General features: G+C 69.1%; 12 protein-coding genes. 10 read left to right on the forward strand and 2 right to left on the reverse strand.

Going from position 1 to position 16,643, the window contains the following annotated elements; translation table 11 throughout:
- The first annotated feature begins 9 nt into the window (after positions 1-9).
- The 8 genes from ACR80S_RS00640 to ACR80S_RS00675 all read left to right on the forward strand — a co-directional run bounded on the left by ACR80S_RS00640 (position 10) and on the right by ACR80S_RS00675 (position 12,300).
- Positions 10-2,028 carry a heme lyase CcmF/NrfE family subunit gene (locus ACR80S_RS00640; protein ID WP_435401305.1) on the forward strand — a complete coding sequence of 673 codons (2,019 nt, stop codon included), beginning with the start codon at positions 10-12 and terminating at the stop codon, positions 2,026-2,028.
- Positions 2,025-2,558: a DsbE family thiol:disulfide interchange protein gene (locus ACR80S_RS00645; RefSeq protein ID WP_435401306.1), complete on the forward strand. Its 534-nt coding sequence runs from the start codon at positions 2,025-2,027 to the stop codon at positions 2,556-2,558. Before ACR80S_RS00640 ends, ACR80S_RS00645 begins: the two co-directional genes overlap by 4 nt.
- Positions 2,549-3,022, forward strand: coding sequence for a cytochrome c-type biogenesis protein (locus ACR80S_RS00650; protein WP_435401307.1), 474 nt, complete (start codon positions 2,549-2,551; stop codon positions 3,020-3,022). The genes ACR80S_RS00645 and ACR80S_RS00650 overlap by 10 nt, the downstream gene beginning before the upstream one ends.
- Complete coding sequence (gene ccmI / locus ACR80S_RS00655; protein ID WP_435402277.1) at positions 3,019-4,266, forward strand: c-type cytochrome biogenesis protein CcmI; 1,248 nt, start codon at positions 3,019-3,021, stop codon at positions 4,264-4,266. Before ACR80S_RS00650 ends, ccmI begins: the two co-directional genes overlap by 4 nt.
- Before the next feature lie 19 nt (positions 4,267-4,285).
- The gene (smc, locus tag ACR80S_RS00660) at positions 4,286-7,786 is read left to right on the forward strand and encodes a chromosome segregation protein SMC (protein ID WP_435402278.1); all 3,501 of its coding nucleotides are present in this window, start codon (positions 4,286-4,288) and stop codon (positions 7,784-7,786) included.
- Between the two features lie 226 nt (positions 7,787-8,012).
- Positions 8,013-9,758 carry a cell division protein ZipA gene (gene zipA / locus ACR80S_RS00665; RefSeq protein ID WP_435402279.1) on the forward strand — a complete coding sequence of 582 codons (1,746 nt, stop codon included), beginning with the start codon at positions 8,013-8,015 and terminating at the stop codon, positions 9,756-9,758.
- 152 nt (positions 9,759-9,910) lie between these two features.
- Positions 9,911-12,037: an NAD-dependent DNA ligase LigA gene (ligA, locus tag ACR80S_RS00670; RefSeq protein WP_435402280.1), complete on the forward strand. Its 2,127-nt coding sequence runs from the start codon at positions 9,911-9,913 to the stop codon at positions 12,035-12,037.
- Positions 12,034-12,300: a YheU family protein gene (locus ACR80S_RS00675; RefSeq protein ID WP_435401312.1), complete on the forward strand. Its 267-nt coding sequence runs from the start codon at positions 12,034-12,036 to the stop codon at positions 12,298-12,300. The genes ligA and ACR80S_RS00675 overlap by 4 nt, the downstream gene beginning before the upstream one ends.
- 15 nt (positions 12,301-12,315) lie before the next feature.
- Here ACR80S_RS00675 and mnmC read toward each other — a convergent pair whose 3' ends face one another.
- Both mnmC and ACR80S_RS00685 read right to left on the reverse strand, forming a co-directional pair.
- Positions 12,316-14,370, reverse strand: coding sequence for a bifunctional tRNA (5-methylaminomethyl-2-thiouridine)(34)-methyltransferase MnmC2/FAD-dependent 5-carboxymethylaminomethyl-2-thiouridine(34) oxidoreductase MnmC1 (mnmC, locus tag ACR80S_RS00680; RefSeq protein WP_435402281.1), 2,055 nt, complete (start codon positions 14,368-14,370; stop codon positions 12,316-12,318).
- A 181-nt stretch (positions 14,371-14,551) separates the two neighbouring features.
- Complete coding sequence (locus tag ACR80S_RS00685; RefSeq protein ID WP_435401314.1) at positions 14,552-14,851, reverse strand: YciI family protein; 300 nt, start codon at positions 14,849-14,851, stop codon at positions 14,552-14,554.
- Positions 14,852-14,966: 115 nt separating this feature from the next.
- On the opposite strand from ACR80S_RS00685, the gene ACR80S_RS00690 reads away from it, so the two are divergent.
- Both ACR80S_RS00690 and ACR80S_RS00695 read left to right on the forward strand, forming a co-directional pair.
- Positions 14,967-15,866: a PHP domain-containing protein gene (locus tag ACR80S_RS00690; RefSeq protein ID WP_435401337.1), complete on the forward strand. Its 900-nt coding sequence runs from the start codon at positions 14,967-14,969 to the stop codon at positions 15,864-15,866.
- A 145-nt stretch (positions 15,867-16,011) separates the two neighbouring features.
- Positions 16,012-16,635, forward strand: coding sequence for an L-threonylcarbamoyladenylate synthase (locus tag ACR80S_RS00695; RefSeq protein ID WP_435401315.1), 624 nt, complete (start codon positions 16,012-16,014; stop codon positions 16,633-16,635).
- The last annotated feature ends 8 nt before the right edge of the window (positions 16,636-16,643 follow it).

Here is a 16,643-nt window from a genome sequence, read left to right on the forward strand (position 1 = left end):
GGAGTGCCCATGCTGACCCAGATGATTCCCGAGATCGGCCACTATGCCCTGGTCATCGCCCTGCTGCTGGCGGCGGTGCAGGCAGTGATGCCCCTGGCCGGTGCGGCGACCCGTCGCCCGCTGTGGATGGCCTATGCCCGCCCCATGGCCTCCGGTCAATTCCTGTTCGTGGCCATTGCCTACGCCTGCCTGACCGCCAGCTACATGCTGGACGATTTCAGCGTGGTCAACGTGGCCAACAACTCCAATTCCATGCTGCCCTGGTACTACAAGTTCAGCGCGGTGTGGGGCAACCATGAGGGCTCGGTGCTGCTGTGGAGCCTCATGCTGGCCGGCTGGGGCTACTTCGCGTCGCGCTTCTCTCGCGAGCTGCCCCGGGACATGGTCGCTCGGGTGATGGGTGTGATGGGGCTGGTCTGCGTGGGCTTCCTGCTCTTCATCCTGGTCACCTCCAACCCCTTCGAGCGGATCCTGCCCCATGTGCCGGCGGACGGCGCGGACCTCAACCCGCTGCTCCAGGACATCGGCCTGATCCTGCACCCACCGATGCTCTACATGGGCTACGTGGGCTTCTCGGTGGTCTTCGCCTTCGCCATCGCCGCCCTGCTGGGCGGTCGACTGGATGCCGCCTGGGCGCGCTGGGCGCGGCCCTGGACCAACCTGGCCTGGGCCTGCCTCACCGTGGGCATCGCCCTGGGCAGCTGGTGGGCCTACTACGAGCTGGGCTGGGGCGGCTGGTGGTTCTGGGACCCGGTGGAGAACGCTTCGCTGCTCCCCTGGCTGACCGGCACGGCGCTGATGCACTCCCTGGCGGTCACCGAGAAGCGCGGCGCCTTCAAGAGCTGGACCCTGCTGCTGGCCATCACCACCTTCTCGCTGTCGCTGCTGGGCACCTTCCTGGTGCGCTCCGGGGTGCTCACCTCGGTGCACGCCTTCGCCAACGATCCCTCCCGCGGCTTCTTCATCCTGATGCTGCTGGGCATCACCGTTGGCCTGTCGCTGCTGATCTTCGCCCTGCGCGCGCCGCGGGTCAGCCACAAGGTGGGCTTCGGCTGGCTCTCCCGCGACGCCCTGCTGCTGATCAACAACCTGATGCTGGTGATCATGACGGTCACCGTGCTGATGGGCACCGTCTATCCCCTGTTGCTCGACGCCCTGGATCTCGGCAAGATCAGCGTGGGCCCACCTTACTTCAATGCGCTGTTCGTGCCGCTGACGCTGATCATGGCCGTGTTCATGGGCCTGGGTCCGATCTCCCGCTGGAAGGACACCGCCCCGAGCCTGCTGGTCCGCCGGCTGTGGCTCGCCGCCGTCGTGGCCGTGGTGATGGGCGTAGCCCTGCCGTTGCTCTTCGCCGAGCGCTGGAGCGCGCCGGTGGCCATCGGCCTGATCGCCGCGCTGTGGATCGTGCTGCCCATGCTGCGCGACCTCACCGACAAGATCCGCCGCGCCAGCACCATCGGCGCGGGCTTCAGGAAGCTCTCGCTGGCCTACTGGGGCATGCAGCTCGGCCACCTGGGCGTGGCGGTGACCATCGTAGGCGTGGCGGTCGTCTCCAACTACAACATCGAGCGCAACGTGCGAATGGGGCCGGGCGACAGCGTCCAGGTCGCCGGCTACACCTTCACCATGACAGAGCTCACCGACCGCCGCGGCGCCAACTTCCTGGCCGACCGCGCGGTGATCGAGGTGCAGCGCAACGACCGCCAGCGCAGCTTCACCATGAATCCGGAGAAGCGGCTCTATATCGCCACCGGCATGCCGATGACCCAGGTGGCGCTGCGCCCCGGCTTCTTCCGGGACCTCTACGTGGCCATGGGTGAGGACCTGGGCGACGGCAGCTGGGCCATGCGCGTCCAGTACAAGCCCTTCGTGCGCTGGCTGTGGCTCGGCGCCCTGTTGATGGCCGCCGGCGGCCTGCTCGCCGTGGCCGACAAGCGCTACCGCCGCATGGCCACTGCGCCGGATCCCGAGGAGGCCGTGCTCAAGGCCGCCGCCGGCGATCGCGGCAAGGAGGCGACAGCATGAAGCGTCGCCTGTTGCTGCTGCTGCCACTGGCCGTCTTTCTGGCGTTGTCGCTGTTTCTCTATCAGGGCCTGTCGCTCAATCCCTTCCACCGGGAGTCGGCGCTGATGGCGCGGGACTTCCCGGCATTCGATCTCGCCACCCTGGAGGACCCCGAGCGACGGGTGGACCGCTCGTTGCTGACCATCGGCGAGTTGACCCTGGTCAATGTCTGGGGCGAGTGGTGCCCGGAGTGCAAGCGCGAGATGCCTCAGCTGCTCGACCTGTCCCATCGTCACGATATCCGTATGGTCGGCATCAGCTGGAAGGACACCCGCGAGAAGGGGCTCGGCTTCCTCGAGGAGTTCGGTAACCCTTTCGAGATCAATATCTTCGATCCGGACAGCGAGCTGGGCTTCGAACTGGGCGTGTTCGGCGCCCCCGAGACCTTCCTGGTGGATGCCGACGGGGTGATTCGCTATCACCACACCGGCTATATCTCACCGGGCGAAGTGCGCGAAAAGATCCTGCCGGAGGTGGAAAGATGGCGCTGATGCGAACCCTGATCACGACGCTCGCCCTGCTGCTGGTGGTCGGCCTCGCCCAGGCCGCGGCCATCGAGGTGCGCGAGTTCGACGACCCGGTGCTGGAACAGCGCTATCGCAGTCTGACCGCCTCGCTGCGCTGCCCCACCTGCGAGAACCAGGCGATCAACGACTCCGATGCACCGGTCTCCGGCGACATGCGTGACCGCGTCTACCTGCTGCTCCAGGAAGGGGTCTCCGACATCGAGATTCGCGACCACATGGTGCAGCGCTTCGGCGACTACGTGCTCTACAACCCGCGGCTGGAGGGGCGCACCTTCCTGCTGTGGGGACTGCCGGCCGGCCTTGTGATGCTCTCGGCCATTCTGGTAGCGCTGATCGTGAGATCCCGCCGGAACGCCTCCGCGACGGCGCTCTCCGCCGAGGAGCGCGCCCGACTGCACGCCCTGATCAACCGCGAGAGAACCGAATGACCCTGTTATGGATTGCCTTCGCCGTCCTGCTGCTGCCGGCACTCTGGCTGCTGATTGCCCCGCTGCGCCGGGCGCGTGCCGTGCATGACGCCCAGCGCGACCACGAGGCCAACGATCGTACCGCCGCGCAGAACGTGGAAATCTTCCAGCGCCGTCTGGCATCGCTGGAGGCGGCCCGCGAGCGCGGCGACATTGACCAGGCCGGCTTCGAGGAGAGTCGCCTGGAACTGGAGCGTGGCCTGCTCGAGGACACCGAGAGCCTCAAGCGCGCACCGCTGAAGGCCTCCGCCTCCGGGCGCCTGGTTGTGCCCCTGGTGATGGTGCTGGTGGTGGTGGCCAGCGTGCTCTGGTACCAGCGCGAGGGGGCCGAGGGCGACCTGACCCTGCTCGTCCTGCAGCAGGAGGTGCAGAACCACCCTGATGGCTCCATCGAGATGCTGGTCGAACGCCTCGAGGAGCAGGCCGTGCGCCAGCCCCGCAACCCCAACGTCTGGTCCTCGCTGTTCCCGCTCTACCGTGACCTGGGCCAGGGTCGCGAGGCGATCCACGCCCTGGAGCGGCTGATCGAGATCGAAGGCCGGCATCCCTCGCTGCTCGGCCAGCTGGCCCAGATCGAGTTCTTCGTGGCCGACCGCCAGTTGACCCCACGGGTGCAGGCGCTAGTGGACGAGACCCTGGAGCGTGACTCCAGCCAGCCCACGGTGCTCGGCGTGCTGGGCATCGAGGCCTTCGACCGCAGCGCCTACGAAGCGGCCATCGACTATTGGCGTCGCGCCATCGCCGGCATGAGCGACCCGGCATCTGGCGAGGCGCTGCGCGAAGGCATCCGCATCGCCCAGGAGCGCCTGGGCGTGACGCCGGACGCCGAGCCGGTGATGGGCGATGCCCAGGGGCCGGGGATCCGCGTGCGGGTGAGCCTGGATGACACCCTCGAGGGGCAGCTGGGCGAGCAGGCCACGGTGTTCGTGGTGGCCCGCGACCTCGAAGGAGAGCTGCCGCCCCTGGCCGTGGCTCGCTTCCGGGCCAGCGAGCTGCCGGTGGAGGTGGTGCTCGACGAGCGCAATGCCATGTCCCCCGAGGCGAGCCTGGCCCAGGTGCGCGAGGCCCGGCTGATGGTGCGGGTCTCGGCCAGCGGCGACGCCACCCCTCAAGCCGGCGACCTGTTCGGCGGCCGGGACGGGGTGCCGGTGGGCGCCACCGATGGTGAGCCCATCGAAGTGGTGATCGATCGTGTCTTCGAATAGCCCCGGCGGGTAGGCGTCGATGCGACTCAAGTCGATACGCCTGGTGGGCTTCAAGTCCTTCGTCGACCCGGTCACGGTGCCCTTCGATGGCAACATGACCGCCATCGTCGGCCCCAATGGCTGCGGCAAGTCCAACATCATCGACGCGGTGCGCTGGGTCATGGGCGAATCGTCGGCCAAGACCCTTCGCGGTGAGTCAATGACCGACGTCATCTTCAACGGCTCCACCGGCCGCAAGCCGGTGGGGCAGGCCGCCATCGAACTGCTGTTCGACAACCGCGACGGCACCATGGGGGGCGTCTACGCCCAGTACGCGGAAATCGCCGTCAAGCGGGTGGTGACCCGCGACGCCCAGTCCGCCTACTTCTTCAACGGCCAGAAGTGTCGCCGCCGTGACATCGCCGACCTCTTCCTCGGTACCGGCCTCGGCCCGCGCTCCTACGCCATCATCGGTCAAGGCATGATCTCGCGGCTGATCGAGGCCCGCCCCGAGGAGCTGCGCGCCACCCTGGAGGAGGCCGCCGGTATCTCCCGGTACAAGGAGCGTCGCCGGGAGACCGAGAGCCGCATGCGTCGCACCCAGGAGAACCTGGATCGCCTGGAGGATATCCGCGAGGAGCTTGACAAGCAGCTCGAGCGGCTCAGGCGCCAGGCCGAGGCGGCGCGACGCTACCAGGCCTTCAAGAACGAGGAGCACCGGGTCAAGGGCGAGCTGGCGCTGCTGCGCGCCCGGGCCCTGCGCGCCAGGCAGAGCGAGGAGGAGAGCCGGGTTGGCGAACTCGAGACCGCCGTGGAGCGCGAGGTGCTGGGCCTGCGCCAGTGCGAGACCCGACTTGAAGAGGCCCGGGCCGACCACGATCGCCTGGCTTCCGAACTCGACGTCGAACAGTCGCGCTTCTTCGAGACCACCACCGCCATCGCCCGCCTGGAGCAGGATCTCGAACACGCCCGCGGCCGCGACGCCCAACTGGCCCGCGACCTCGAGGCCGCCCACCGCGACCTGCAGGAGCTGGCTCGCCTGGGCGAGGACGACAGCGAGCGCCTGGCGCGCCTGGAGGCACGCCTGGAGACGCTCACGCCCGAACGCGAGGAACTGGCCGAGCAGCTCGAGGCGTTGGAGGCGGCCCTCGAGGAGGCCGAGCCCGAGGCACAGGAGGCCGACGCCGCCTGGGAGGCCTTCAGCGAACAGTGGCGCGAGGCGAGCCGCGAGGCCGAGCGTGGCCAGGACCGCCTGGGCGAGCAGGAGGCGCGCCTGGAACGTCTCGGCGCCGACGAGCAGCGTCGTCGGCAGCAGCAGGCACAGCTGCCCGACATCGCCTTGCTGGCCGAGCAGCGTGGCGCGATAAGTGAGCGACTCGTCGAGCTGGACCTCCAGCGCGAGTCCCTGGAGGCACGCCGCGAGACGCTGCAGCAGACCCGTGACGGGGCCCGGGAGGCGGCCCGCGAGAGCGAGGCGGCCCGCGAGGGCGAGCGTCGGCGGCGCAGCGAACTGCAGGGTGAGCTCGCCTCCCTGGCGGCGCTGATCCACGCCGGGCTGGCCGACCACGACGAGGCCCTGGATGACCACCTGGCCGGGCTGGGGCTCGCGGATGCCCCTCGCCTCGGTGAGCGCCTGGCGGTCGATCCCGGCTGGGAATCCGCCGTTTCCTGGGTGCTGGCGCCCTGGCTGCGCGCCAGACTGGTTCCTTCGGCGACCCCTGCCCTGGAGCGTAACGCCCTGGTCGCCCCGCCGGCGGAACTGGGGCTGCTCGAGGCGCGCGACGTCGAGGCACCTGCCGGAAGCCTGGCGAACCGCGTCCGGGGCGCCGGGGCCGCCGGCCACTGGCTGGCCACCATCCGCTGTGTCGAGAGCCGCGAGGCCGCCTGGGCCGGGCGCGAGACCCTCGCGCCCGGCGAGAGCCTGATCACCCCGGATGGCCTGTGGCTGGGGCCGGGCTGGCTGCGGCATCGCGGCGAGGGCGTCGGCCCCGATGCCCTGCTCGTCACTCGACGCCGCCAGGCCGAGGCCGAGGAGGCCCTCGCGGCGGTCGCGTCGCGGCTGGTCGAGCAGGAGCAGCGCCTCGCTCGGCAGTTGGAACGAGCCGAACAGGCCGAGCGGGACCTGGAGGCGTGTCGCCTCGAGGAGCGCGACCAGGACCAGCACCGCCAGCAGCTGGCGGTGCAGCAGAGTGGTCTGGCCAGTCGGCTGGAACACCTGGAGGGGCGCGCCGCCGAGCTGGCCGAGGAGCTGTCCGGCCTCGCCGAGGCGCGGGAAGAGGCCCGGCTCGGCATCGAGGAGGCCCGCGACCGCTGGCAGCAGGCCATGGCCCGGCTGGAGGAGGGCGCCGATCGCCGCGAGCGTCTGGAGCGCGAGCGACAGGCCGCCCGCGAGCGGCTCGCCTCGCTGCGTGCCCGCCAGCGCCCCCTGGCCGAGCAGCTGCAGCGTCTGGCCCTGGAGCAGGAGCGCCTGGCCGCCGAGCGCACCGGCCTGGCGGAGCAGCAGGGGCGTGCCGGCGAATCCCGTGAACGCTTCATGGGGCGGCTCGAGGAGCTCGAGGAGGAGCGTGAACTGCTGCGCGAGCCCGATGAGGAGCGCCGCGAGCGCCTCGACGAACTGCTCGACCGTCGTGAGCGAGAGGAGCGCGCCCTTAACGCGGTTCGCGCCCGGTCCGCCGAACTGGTGGAGCGGCTGCGCGAGGACGAGCAGGCGCGCCAGGGCCATGAGCGGAGCCTGGAGGGCATTCGCGAACGCCTCCAGGAGGCGCGAATGCAGGTCCAGGCGCTGCACCTCAGGGCAGAAGCCCAGGATGAGCAGCTGCTCGAACTGGGACTCGAGGAGCGCCCACTGGCCGAGCAGCTCGACCCCAACGCCACCGAGTCCGCCTGGCAGACCCGCCTGGAGGAGCTCGGCGAGCGCATCCGCCGGCTCGGGGCCATCAACCTGGCGGCCATCGAGGAGTATGACCAACAGGCCGAACGGCGCGATTACCTGGAGGCCCAGCACGCCGAGCTCAGCGAGGCCCTGGAGACCCTCGACCGTGCGATCCGGCGGATCGACCAGGAAACCCGGGCCCGTTTCCGTGACACCTTCGAGCGAGTCAATGCCGGCCTGCAGTCACTTTTTCCGCGAGTCTTCGGCGGCGGAACCGCATGGTTGACCCTGACCGGCGAGGATTTGCTGGAGACCGGGGTCGCCATCATGGCCCGCCCGCCGGGCAAGAAGAACAGCACCATTCATCTGCTCTCCGGGGGCGAAAAGGCGCTGACCGCGCTGTCGCTGGTATTCGCCATCTTCCAGCTCAACCCGGCCCCCTTCTGCATGCTGGACGAGGTGGATGCGCCACTGGATGACGCCAACGTGGGCCGCTACGCCAAGCTGGTGAAAGAGATGTCGGAGAACGTTCAGTTCATCTATATCACCCACAACAAGATCGCCATGGAAGCCGGCGATCGACTGATGGGGGTGACCATGCAGGAGCCGGGTGTATCGCGCCTGGTTTCGGTGGATGTCGAGGAGGCCGCGGCCCTGGCCGATGCCTGACGGGCTTGATGCCAAGGGATAAAAGGGGTAACAAGGAGAGTGATAATGCTGCATTGCACGGATGCGGGAAGATCATCGCAGGGTGATTGCGCGGGGCATCGTCGACTCTGGGCTGGAAATCCCTGTAGGTTGACAAACAAAAAAAGTGGCCCCTATTTTGGCGATCGCGCTATGCTAGTGACGGACAACCATCAGGCATGGCGCCTAAGCGAAAGGCTGACGACCCATGGAACTTAGAGAGTGGCTGATCATCCTGGGGTTGGCGCTGGTGACCCTCATCGTGGTGGATGGGGTGCGTCGCCTGCAGCGCCAGCGGCGTGTACCCCGCCTCGATGAGGTGAAGGAAGACACCCGCAGCATCGACCCCGACGAGCTGGCCCGCGAGGCCGAGATCAACTGGGAACTGCCCAACGGAGGGGCGCGAGTCGTCAGGCCCGCGGATTTCAGCCGTGTGCAACCCAAGCCGAAGCTGGAGCGCCAGGAGCATCCTGGGCCCTCTCGGGTGCTTGCCGGTTTCCGCCGGCAGGCCGAGCAGTTTCGTGCCGACGGTACCGAAGGCGCAGCAGAAAGCTCAGTAGCAGAAAGCTCAGTAGCAGAAAGCTCAGTAGCAGAAAGCTCAGTAGCAGAAAGCTCAGTAGCAGAAAGCGCGGCAGTAAATGCAGCAGTAAAAAAAGATGCTGCCCCAACGTCACCCGCCGAGCCTCATGCCGAGAAGCGCGCGCCCGTACCCGAGAACCTGACGACCGCTCGCCGGCCTCTGCAGGAGCAGCACGCTGCTGCAGAGTCCGGCAAACCGGCGCTTGACCGAAGCGCTGTGTCAATGGCGCCCGCCTCTGCCAAGCCCGATCAGAGGGAGCCCGTGCAAGCCAGGTCCGACCGTTCCGAGTCCGTTCAGGCCGAATCCGTGCAGCCGACCGAGCGCCGCGAGCCCAGTCTCTCTGCGCTGGACGATGAGTCTGCACTGGTGGTCGGCGCTGATGAGCCGTTGGCGGCGGATCCCGAGGATCATGACAGCCACCCCCATGATGATGAGCATTATCGTCTGGTGGATCTGGAGGGCATGGGGGACTCCTTCAAGAGCGGTTCGAAGCGCGTAGGGGCCTCCGTCCAGCGTTTCGGGGCCTCCCTGCAGAAGACTCTGGCCGAGCGCCGCGAGCAGAAGCGCCTCGAGAAGGCCCGCCGCGAGAAGGCCAAGGCCGAGAAGGCGGCGCTGGACGCCGAGCGTCAGCGCCTGGCCCGGGAGCAGGCCGAGGCAGAGCAGGCGGTCAGGGAAGTCGAGCGCCGTCGCCTCGAGGCCCAGGCCATTGCCGAGGCCGACGACAACGATCCGCTCTTCGCGCCACCCCGCACTCGCCGGTCCGAATCGGCAGATGCCGAGTACGATGGCGCCTATCCGGATGACGCCTACGAGCCGGAGCACGAACGGGAACCCGCGCTGAACAGCGAGAAGGTTCGCGTGCATCCGGTCCTGGAGAGGGCCCTGCGCCACGATGTCAGCGCCGAGCATGCCCGTGAGACCCTTGGCGCTGCCAGCGAGCTCATCGTGATCAGCGTGATGTCTCGCGATGAGGAGGGGTTCTCCGGCGCTGCCCTGCTCGACCTGATGTTGGCCTGTGGTCTGCGCTACGATCGCGACATGGGGGTCTTCCACCGCTTCGAGACCGAGGATTCGGAGAGCCGCCTGCAGTTCTCCATGGTCAACGTGGTCAAGCCCGGCAGCTTCCCCCTCGCGTCCATGGACGAGTTCCGCACCCCCGGTATCACCCTGCTGATGCCGCTCCCCGGCGCCGAGGATGCCTCCGCGGCCTTCGAGGCCATGGTGGAGACCGCCATGGTGATCGTGCGCCACCTGGGCGGTGAGCTTAAGGACGAGAATCACAGCGTGATGACCGCCCAGACCGTGGAGTTCGCCCGGCAGCGGGTACAGGAGTTCGTGCGCCGCCACCGCCTGCACCGCTATCAGGTGAACTAGCGCCAGGCGCCAATTGCCACCGACCAGGCAGCGAGTCCACACCCCCCGGCATCCCACCGGGGGGTGTTGCTTTGGTAAGCTTGTTGCCTTGCGTGCTTCCGGCCGTGAGCGATCCGCCTCAAGCCCTGTCAACGATCGAGACACCGCACTCCATGACCCACACCGATCAGCCGCTTATCGACGAGGTGGCGCGCCTGCGCGCCGAGCTCGACGACGCCAACCATCGCTACTACGTGCTCGATGACCCGAGCCTCACCGACACCGACTATGACCGTCGCCTGAGGCGCCTTCAGGAGATAGAGGCCGCTCACCCGGAGTTGGTAACATCGGATTCGCCCACCCAGCGGGTCGGGGCGCCGCCGGATGCGGGCTTTCCCGAGTCCGAGCACGCCGTGCCGATGCTGTCACTGGACAACGCCTTCAGCGAGGAGGAACTGGCCGCCTTCGTCACCCGGGTAGCCGAACGGCTGGAGATGGAGGGCGACGAGATCGCCTTCTGCTGCGAGCCCAAGCTCGACGGTGCCGCGGTGTCGCTGGTCTACGAGGAGGGCGTGTTGATCAGCGGTGCCACCCGCGGCGATGGCCGAACCGGCGAGGGCATCACCTCCAACCTGCGCACCCTGCGCTCGGTGCCGCTCAAGCTGCGCGGCGATGCGCCCCCCGTTCTGCTGGAGGTGCGTGGAGAGGTGACCATCGACCATGCGAGCTTCGAGGCGATGAACGAGCGGGCTCGGGCCGAGGAGGCCAAGGTCTTTGCCAATCCCCGCAACGCCGCCGCCGGCAGCCTGCGCCAGCTCGATCCCAGGGTCACCGCCACCCGGCCCCTGGCGTTCAGCGCCTACCAGGTGGCGCGCATCGAGCCAGCACCACAGGATGCCACCCACAGCGCCCTGATGGCGTACCTCGGCGACTTCGGCTTTCGCACCAGCAGGGAGCTTGCGGTGGTCAAGGGGTCGGCCGGCGTGGTCGACTATTGCCGGCGCCTGGGCGAAAAGCGCGATGGGCTGGGTTACGACATCGATGGAGCGGTGATCAAGGTCGATGATCTTCGCCTCCAGCGCGAACTGGGCTACGTGGCCCGGGCGCCGCGCTGGGCCATCGCCTTCAAGTTCCCGGCCCAGGAGCAGACCTCGCGGCTCAACGACGTGGAGTTCCAGGTGGGACGCACCGGTGCCATCACCCCGGTGGCGCGCCTCGAGCCGGTCACGGTGGCCGGCGTCACCGTCTCCAACGCCACCCTGCACAATGCCGACGAGATCCGCCGGCTCAGTGTCATGATCGGTGACACCGTGGCCATCCGCCGCGCCGGTGACGTGATCCCCCAAGTGGTACGGGTGCTGGAGGAGTTGCGTCCGTCAGACGCCCGGGAGATCGTCTTTCCCGAGCGCTGCCCGGTGTGTGACGCCGAGATCGAGCGCCTGGAGGGCGAGGTGGTGGCGCGCTGCTCCGGCGGGCTCTATTGTCCTGCCCAGCGCAAGGAGGCGCTCAAGCACTTCGCCTCGCGCCGGGCACTGGATATCGATGGCCTCGGCGAGAAGCTGATCGAGGCGCTGGTCGAGCGCGACTGGGTCACCACGCCGGCGGATCTGTTCCGCCTGGAGGCCGAGCGGCTGGCCGAATTGCCGCGCATGGGTCAGAAGTCCTCGGAGAATCTGGTGGCGGCTCTTTCGAAGGCCAGGGCCACGACCCTGGCCCGCTTTATCTATGCATTGGGCATCCGCGAGGTGGGGGAGGCCACGGCGGCCAACCTGGCGCGCCACTTCGGCACTCTGGAAGCGCTGATGAGTGCCGAACTGAGCGATCTCGAGGCGGTGGAGGACGTGGGGCCTATCGTCGCCGCCCATGTGCATACCTTCTTCCGCCAGCCCCCCAACCGCGAGACCATTGACGACCTGATCGCCTGCGGCCTGCGCTGGGTGGAGGAGGCCGTCGGCGAACGGCCGCAGCCCCTGGTCGGCCAGACCTGGGTACTCACGGGCACCCTGGCGGGCATGACCCGCGACCAGGGCAAGGCGCGCCTGCAGGCGCTGGGGGCCAAGGTCGCTGGCAGCGTATCGAAGAAGACCGCCGGCCTGGTGGCAGGGGAGGCCGCCGGCAGCAAGCTGGAGAAGGCGATGCAGCTGGGCGTGCCCGTGCTGGACGAGGCGGCCTTCCTCGAACGGCTGGCCGCCTGGGAGGCCGGCGAGGGTGACGCCAAGGCGAGTGACGTGAAGGAAGGTGACGTTAGGGAAAGTGACGTGAAATACACTGATAAGGCTAATGCTGAGGGCGAGTCATGAGTGGACGCTTTATCGAGGTGCCCTACCGGATGCTGCCGGGCGAGACCCTGGATGCCCTGCTGGAGGCCTTCGTCACCCGCCAGGGCTATGACACCACTGATACCGGCGAGGGCATGGGCGGCTGGGTTGTCCAGCTCAGGCGCCAGCTCGAGCGCAGCGAGCTGATCATCGCCCACGACCTGCAGACGGAGACCACCGAGGTGATGACCCTGGCCCAGTGGCGTGCCTTCGGGAGGGACCTGGCCGATGACGAGGAAGGGTAGGGCGTAGGACGCCCTCTACGAGCTGTTTCCTACGCCCCTCGCTGATGCTGATTCATGCTTTCCTTGCATGAGATCGCGGATCAGCCGCCGCCCGGGGTGCAGATGGTCCACCAGCGGCTGCTCCAGGGGCAGCGGCTCGTCGCAGATCATCGAGGCCAGCAGCTCCGCGCAGAGCGGGGCGCTGGCCAGGCCCCGGGAGCCGTGGGCGGTGCTGATCCAGAGCCCGGCATGGTGGCGGCCGGGGATGTCGGGGATGCGCGTCGCGTCCCTGGCCAGCCCGGCGTAGGCCTCCCGCCACGCCTCGGCGTCGGGTACCGGGCCGGCGTAGGGGGTCTTGTCCGGGCTCGCCGCCCGCACTCCGGCGCGGCCCTCGAGGCCACTCCGCGTGAGGTCGGCCCCCGCCTCGCGCAGGGCGGCGACATAGGCGGGCAGGGTGCGCGCGAACTCGGCCAGGTTGGCGTCGTGGTCGCTTTCGTGCACCTCGCCGTCGGCGTCGTTGGGGGAGAAGGTGGCGCCGAAGGTGAGCCAACCGGAAAGCGCCGGCGGCACATAGCCGCCGGCGCAGACCACCCGGCCGAGACCCGGGGTGTCCCGCGGCAGGCGCAGTCGGCTCACCTGGCCGCGCACCGGCTGCAGGGGCAGGGCGCTGGTCTGTGCGAAGCGGTTGGCCAGCGCCGCCGTGGCGATCACCACCTGGTCGGCGTCGAGCGTCGTACCGTCGCCGAGCAGCAGGTGCCAGCCCTCGCGCGTGGCCTCCAGGCGGGTCACCTCGGCCTGCCGGAAGGCGACTCCCGGTGTCTCGGCCAGCCGCCAGCAGAGGGCGTCCGGCCGCACCCAGCCGGCAGCGGGGTAGTCCAGGGCCGGCGCCCCGGTCTCGACGCCGGCACGCTCGGCGGCCTGCCCGGCGCTGACCCCCTCCACCACGCCTGACGGCAGCGGATGGCGTGCCAGGAAGCGCGCCTGGCGCGCCGGCTCCTTCTCGCCGAGCGCGAGCTGCAGCACGCCGCAGGGTGACCACAGGGACTGGCCTGGGTCGAGGCGAGAAAGCCAGCGTCGGCTGTGGAGAAGACCGGCCAGATAGACGCGGCTCTGGGGGTTGGTCTCGGCGGCAAGCTTGACGTAGAGCGCCCCCTGGGCGTTGCCGGAGCCACCGGCCCCGGGGCCCTCGCGGTCGAGCAGGGTCACCGCCAGGCCGCGCTCGGCCAGGGCGGCGGCCACACCAGCGCCGGCGATGCCGGCGCCGATCACCGCCACATGCTGCATTGGCCGTGCCGGAAGCGGGGTGAACCAGGGGGTGGCAGTGCGTCGCCTATCCTCGGGCGGCGCGTCGATCTCGCCGGCCAGCATCTCGCGCTTGCGGCCGAAGCCCGGCACCTTGCGCCAGGCGAACCCGGCCGCCTTGAGTCCGCGCTTGACCACTCCGGCACAGGTGAAGGTGGCGAAGGTGGCGCCGGGGCGCGAGCGCGCGGCCATGGCGTCGAACAGTTCGGGTTGCCACATCGCCGGGTTCTTCGACGGGGCAAAGCCGTCGAGGAACCAGGCGTCGACCCGGCCATCGAGCAGGGCGAGCCGCTCGGCGGCATCGCCGAAGTGCAGGTCCAGGGTGACCCGCGGGCCGAGCCCGAGCCGGTGCACCCCCGCCACCGGCTCGGGCCACTGGGCCACCAGCGCCTCGGCGCGGCTGACCAGGTCCGGCCAGATGGCCAGCGCCCGGGCCAGGTCCTCGCGGCGGAGCGGAAACTTCTCGGTGGAGACCAGGTGTAGCCGCGCCCCCGCCGCGGCGTGGGCGTCAAAGCAGGCCCAGGCGCACAGCATGTTGAGCCCGGTGCCGAAGCCGGTCTCGCCGATCACGAAGGGGCGCCTCTCCTGCCAGCCGGCGAAGCGTTCCGGCAGCCGGTTGCCGTCGAGGAAGACATGCTCGGTCTCGGCGCGGCCGTCGTGGCGCGAGAAGTAGACATCGTCGAAGTCGGCGGAGCGGGGGGCCTCCTCGCCGGTGTCGTCGCGCCGCCAGTCGAGACGGGCGGTCTCCAGGGCGGCGAGGGGGGGCAGGCCATCGGGGGCGGCGGTCACGGCGGCTCCATCGCTGGGGGGGGGCGGGTCATCAGAGGGGAGGCTGGTCACTATCTGATCAATGTCGCCGCGGCGGCGCCCCATGCCGGCTGGGGAAAAGCGTCCGCGGCGTTTCAACAGTGTTATCCACAGCGTCTGTGCAAAACTCGCCTGTGGGCAAGGTGTCGGGGAGTGAGGGGAGTCAGGGCAGGACCTTCTTGAACGGCTTCACCGTGACCCGGGCGTACACCCCGGCGATCATGTAAGGGTCGGCGTCGGCCCAGGCCTGGGCGGCCTTGAGGCTCTCGAACTCGGCGACCACCAGGCTGCCGGTGAAGCCCGCCTCGCCCGGGTCCTCGCTGTCGATGGCCGGGTGGGGGCCGGCCAGCACCAGGCGGCCCTCATCGCGCAGCGCCTCCAGGCGGGCCAGGTGGTCCGGGCGAGCGGCGAGACGCTGTTCCAGGCTGTTGTTCACATCTTCGCTGATGATGGCGTAGAGCATGGTAGTGATTTCCTCGGGTTGGGCGGCTGGTGTCGCTGGATGCGCCCGTGATTGACCGGGTAAGGCTTGGCGCGCACCATGGACAGCCATTTTGACAAAGTCCCCAGCCGGCGTCATGCCAATGCCCCCACTTCCCGCCCGTTTCGAGGGCGACCCCGAACCGCTGTCCATCGATCTGCACATGCACTCCACCGCCTCGGATGGCGCCCTGCCGCCCGAAGAGCTGGTAGAGCTGTGCCGCGCGCGGGGTCTCACCCACATGGCGCTGACCGACCATGACACCCTGGCCGGCGTGCCCGAGGCGGCCGCCGCCGCGGCGCGGGAGGGGATTGCCCTGATTCCCGGCACCGAGCTCTCCACCCAGTGGCGAGGCCGCAACATCCACGTGGTGGGGCTGCTGCCGGCAGGCGCGCGCGGCCCCCTGGTCGAGGGGCTGGCGTCCCAGGCCGAGGCCCGGGAGCGGCGTGCGCTCAAGATCGCCGAGCGGCTGGAGAAGATCGGCCTGACGGACGCCTTGGCGCGTGCCCGTGAGCAGGCCGGCAGCGAGCGGCCCCTGGGCCGGCCAGACTTTGCCCGGGCGCTGGTCGCCGCGGGCCTGGTGCCCGATGTCGCCACCGCCTTCAAGAAGCATCTGGGGGACGGCAAGGCCGGCGACGTGAAGTCCCACTGGCCGCAGATTGCCGAGGCGGTAGCCTGGATCGTCGCCGCGGGGGGCGTGGCGGTGCTGGCCCATCCGCTGCGCCATGGCCTGACTCGGCGCAAGCGCGGCCTGCTGCTGGATACCTTCCGCGAGGCGGGCGGCCAGGCGGCCGAACTGGTCAGCGGTTTCCAGAACCCTGATGCCACCCGCGACCTCGCCCGCCAGCTCCAGGAGCGGGCGCTCTACGCCTCGCTGGGCAGCGACTTCCACTTTCCCGGCGGCCATCTCGCGCCGGGCAGCATGAGCCCGGTGCCGCGCACGGCCACGCCGCCGGTGTGGACTCACCCGCGGCTGGCAGCCGTGTTGGCGATATAGTTGGCGCTATAGTAGGGGCCTAGTTTCATAGCGCATCAGAGCTATCGTCGTTGCCCCTGCCAGCGGAGAGCGCCGGGGCCTGCCGCCAGATCAGTACTGAGCGGAGCGGCGATAGGCTCTGGATTTATCGAAAAGGAGCTCGACCATGAGCCAGTTCTTCCAGATTCACCCCGACAATCCCCAGAAGCGCCTGATCGACCAGGCGATCCAGATCATCCGTTCGGGCGGGGTGGTGGCCTACCCCACCGACTCGGGCTATGCCCTGGGCTGTCACCTCGGCGACAAGAAGGCCGTCGAGAAGATCAAGTGGCTGCGTTCGCTGGACGACAAGCACAACTTCACCCTGGTCTGCTCGGATCTCTCGGAGATCGGCACCTACGCCAAGGTGGATAACGCCGTGTTCCGGCTGCTCAAGGCTCATACGCCGGGTGCCTACACCTTCATCCTCACTGCCACCAACGAGGTGCCGCGGCTGCTGCTGCACCCCAAGCGCCGCTCCATCGGGGTGCGGGTGCCGGACCATGCCATCACCCATGCCCTGCTCGACGCACTGGGCGAGCCGCTGATGAGCGTGACCCTGATTCCGGTGGGCGAGGAGCTGCCGATGACCGATGCCGAGGCGATCCGCGATCGTTTCGCGGCGCACCTCGACCTGATCATCGACGGCGGCGCCTGCCACCTGGAGCCCACCAGCGTGGTGGACCTGCGCGAGCTGCCGCCGACGATCCTGCGCGAAGGGCGCGGCGACGTCGAGCCCTTCCGCGAGTAGGCACCCGC

The organism is Halomonas salsilacus (assembly GCF_051216275.1).
Taxonomy (GTDB): Bacteria; Pseudomonadota; Gammaproteobacteria; order Pseudomonadales; family Halomonadaceae; genus Halomonas.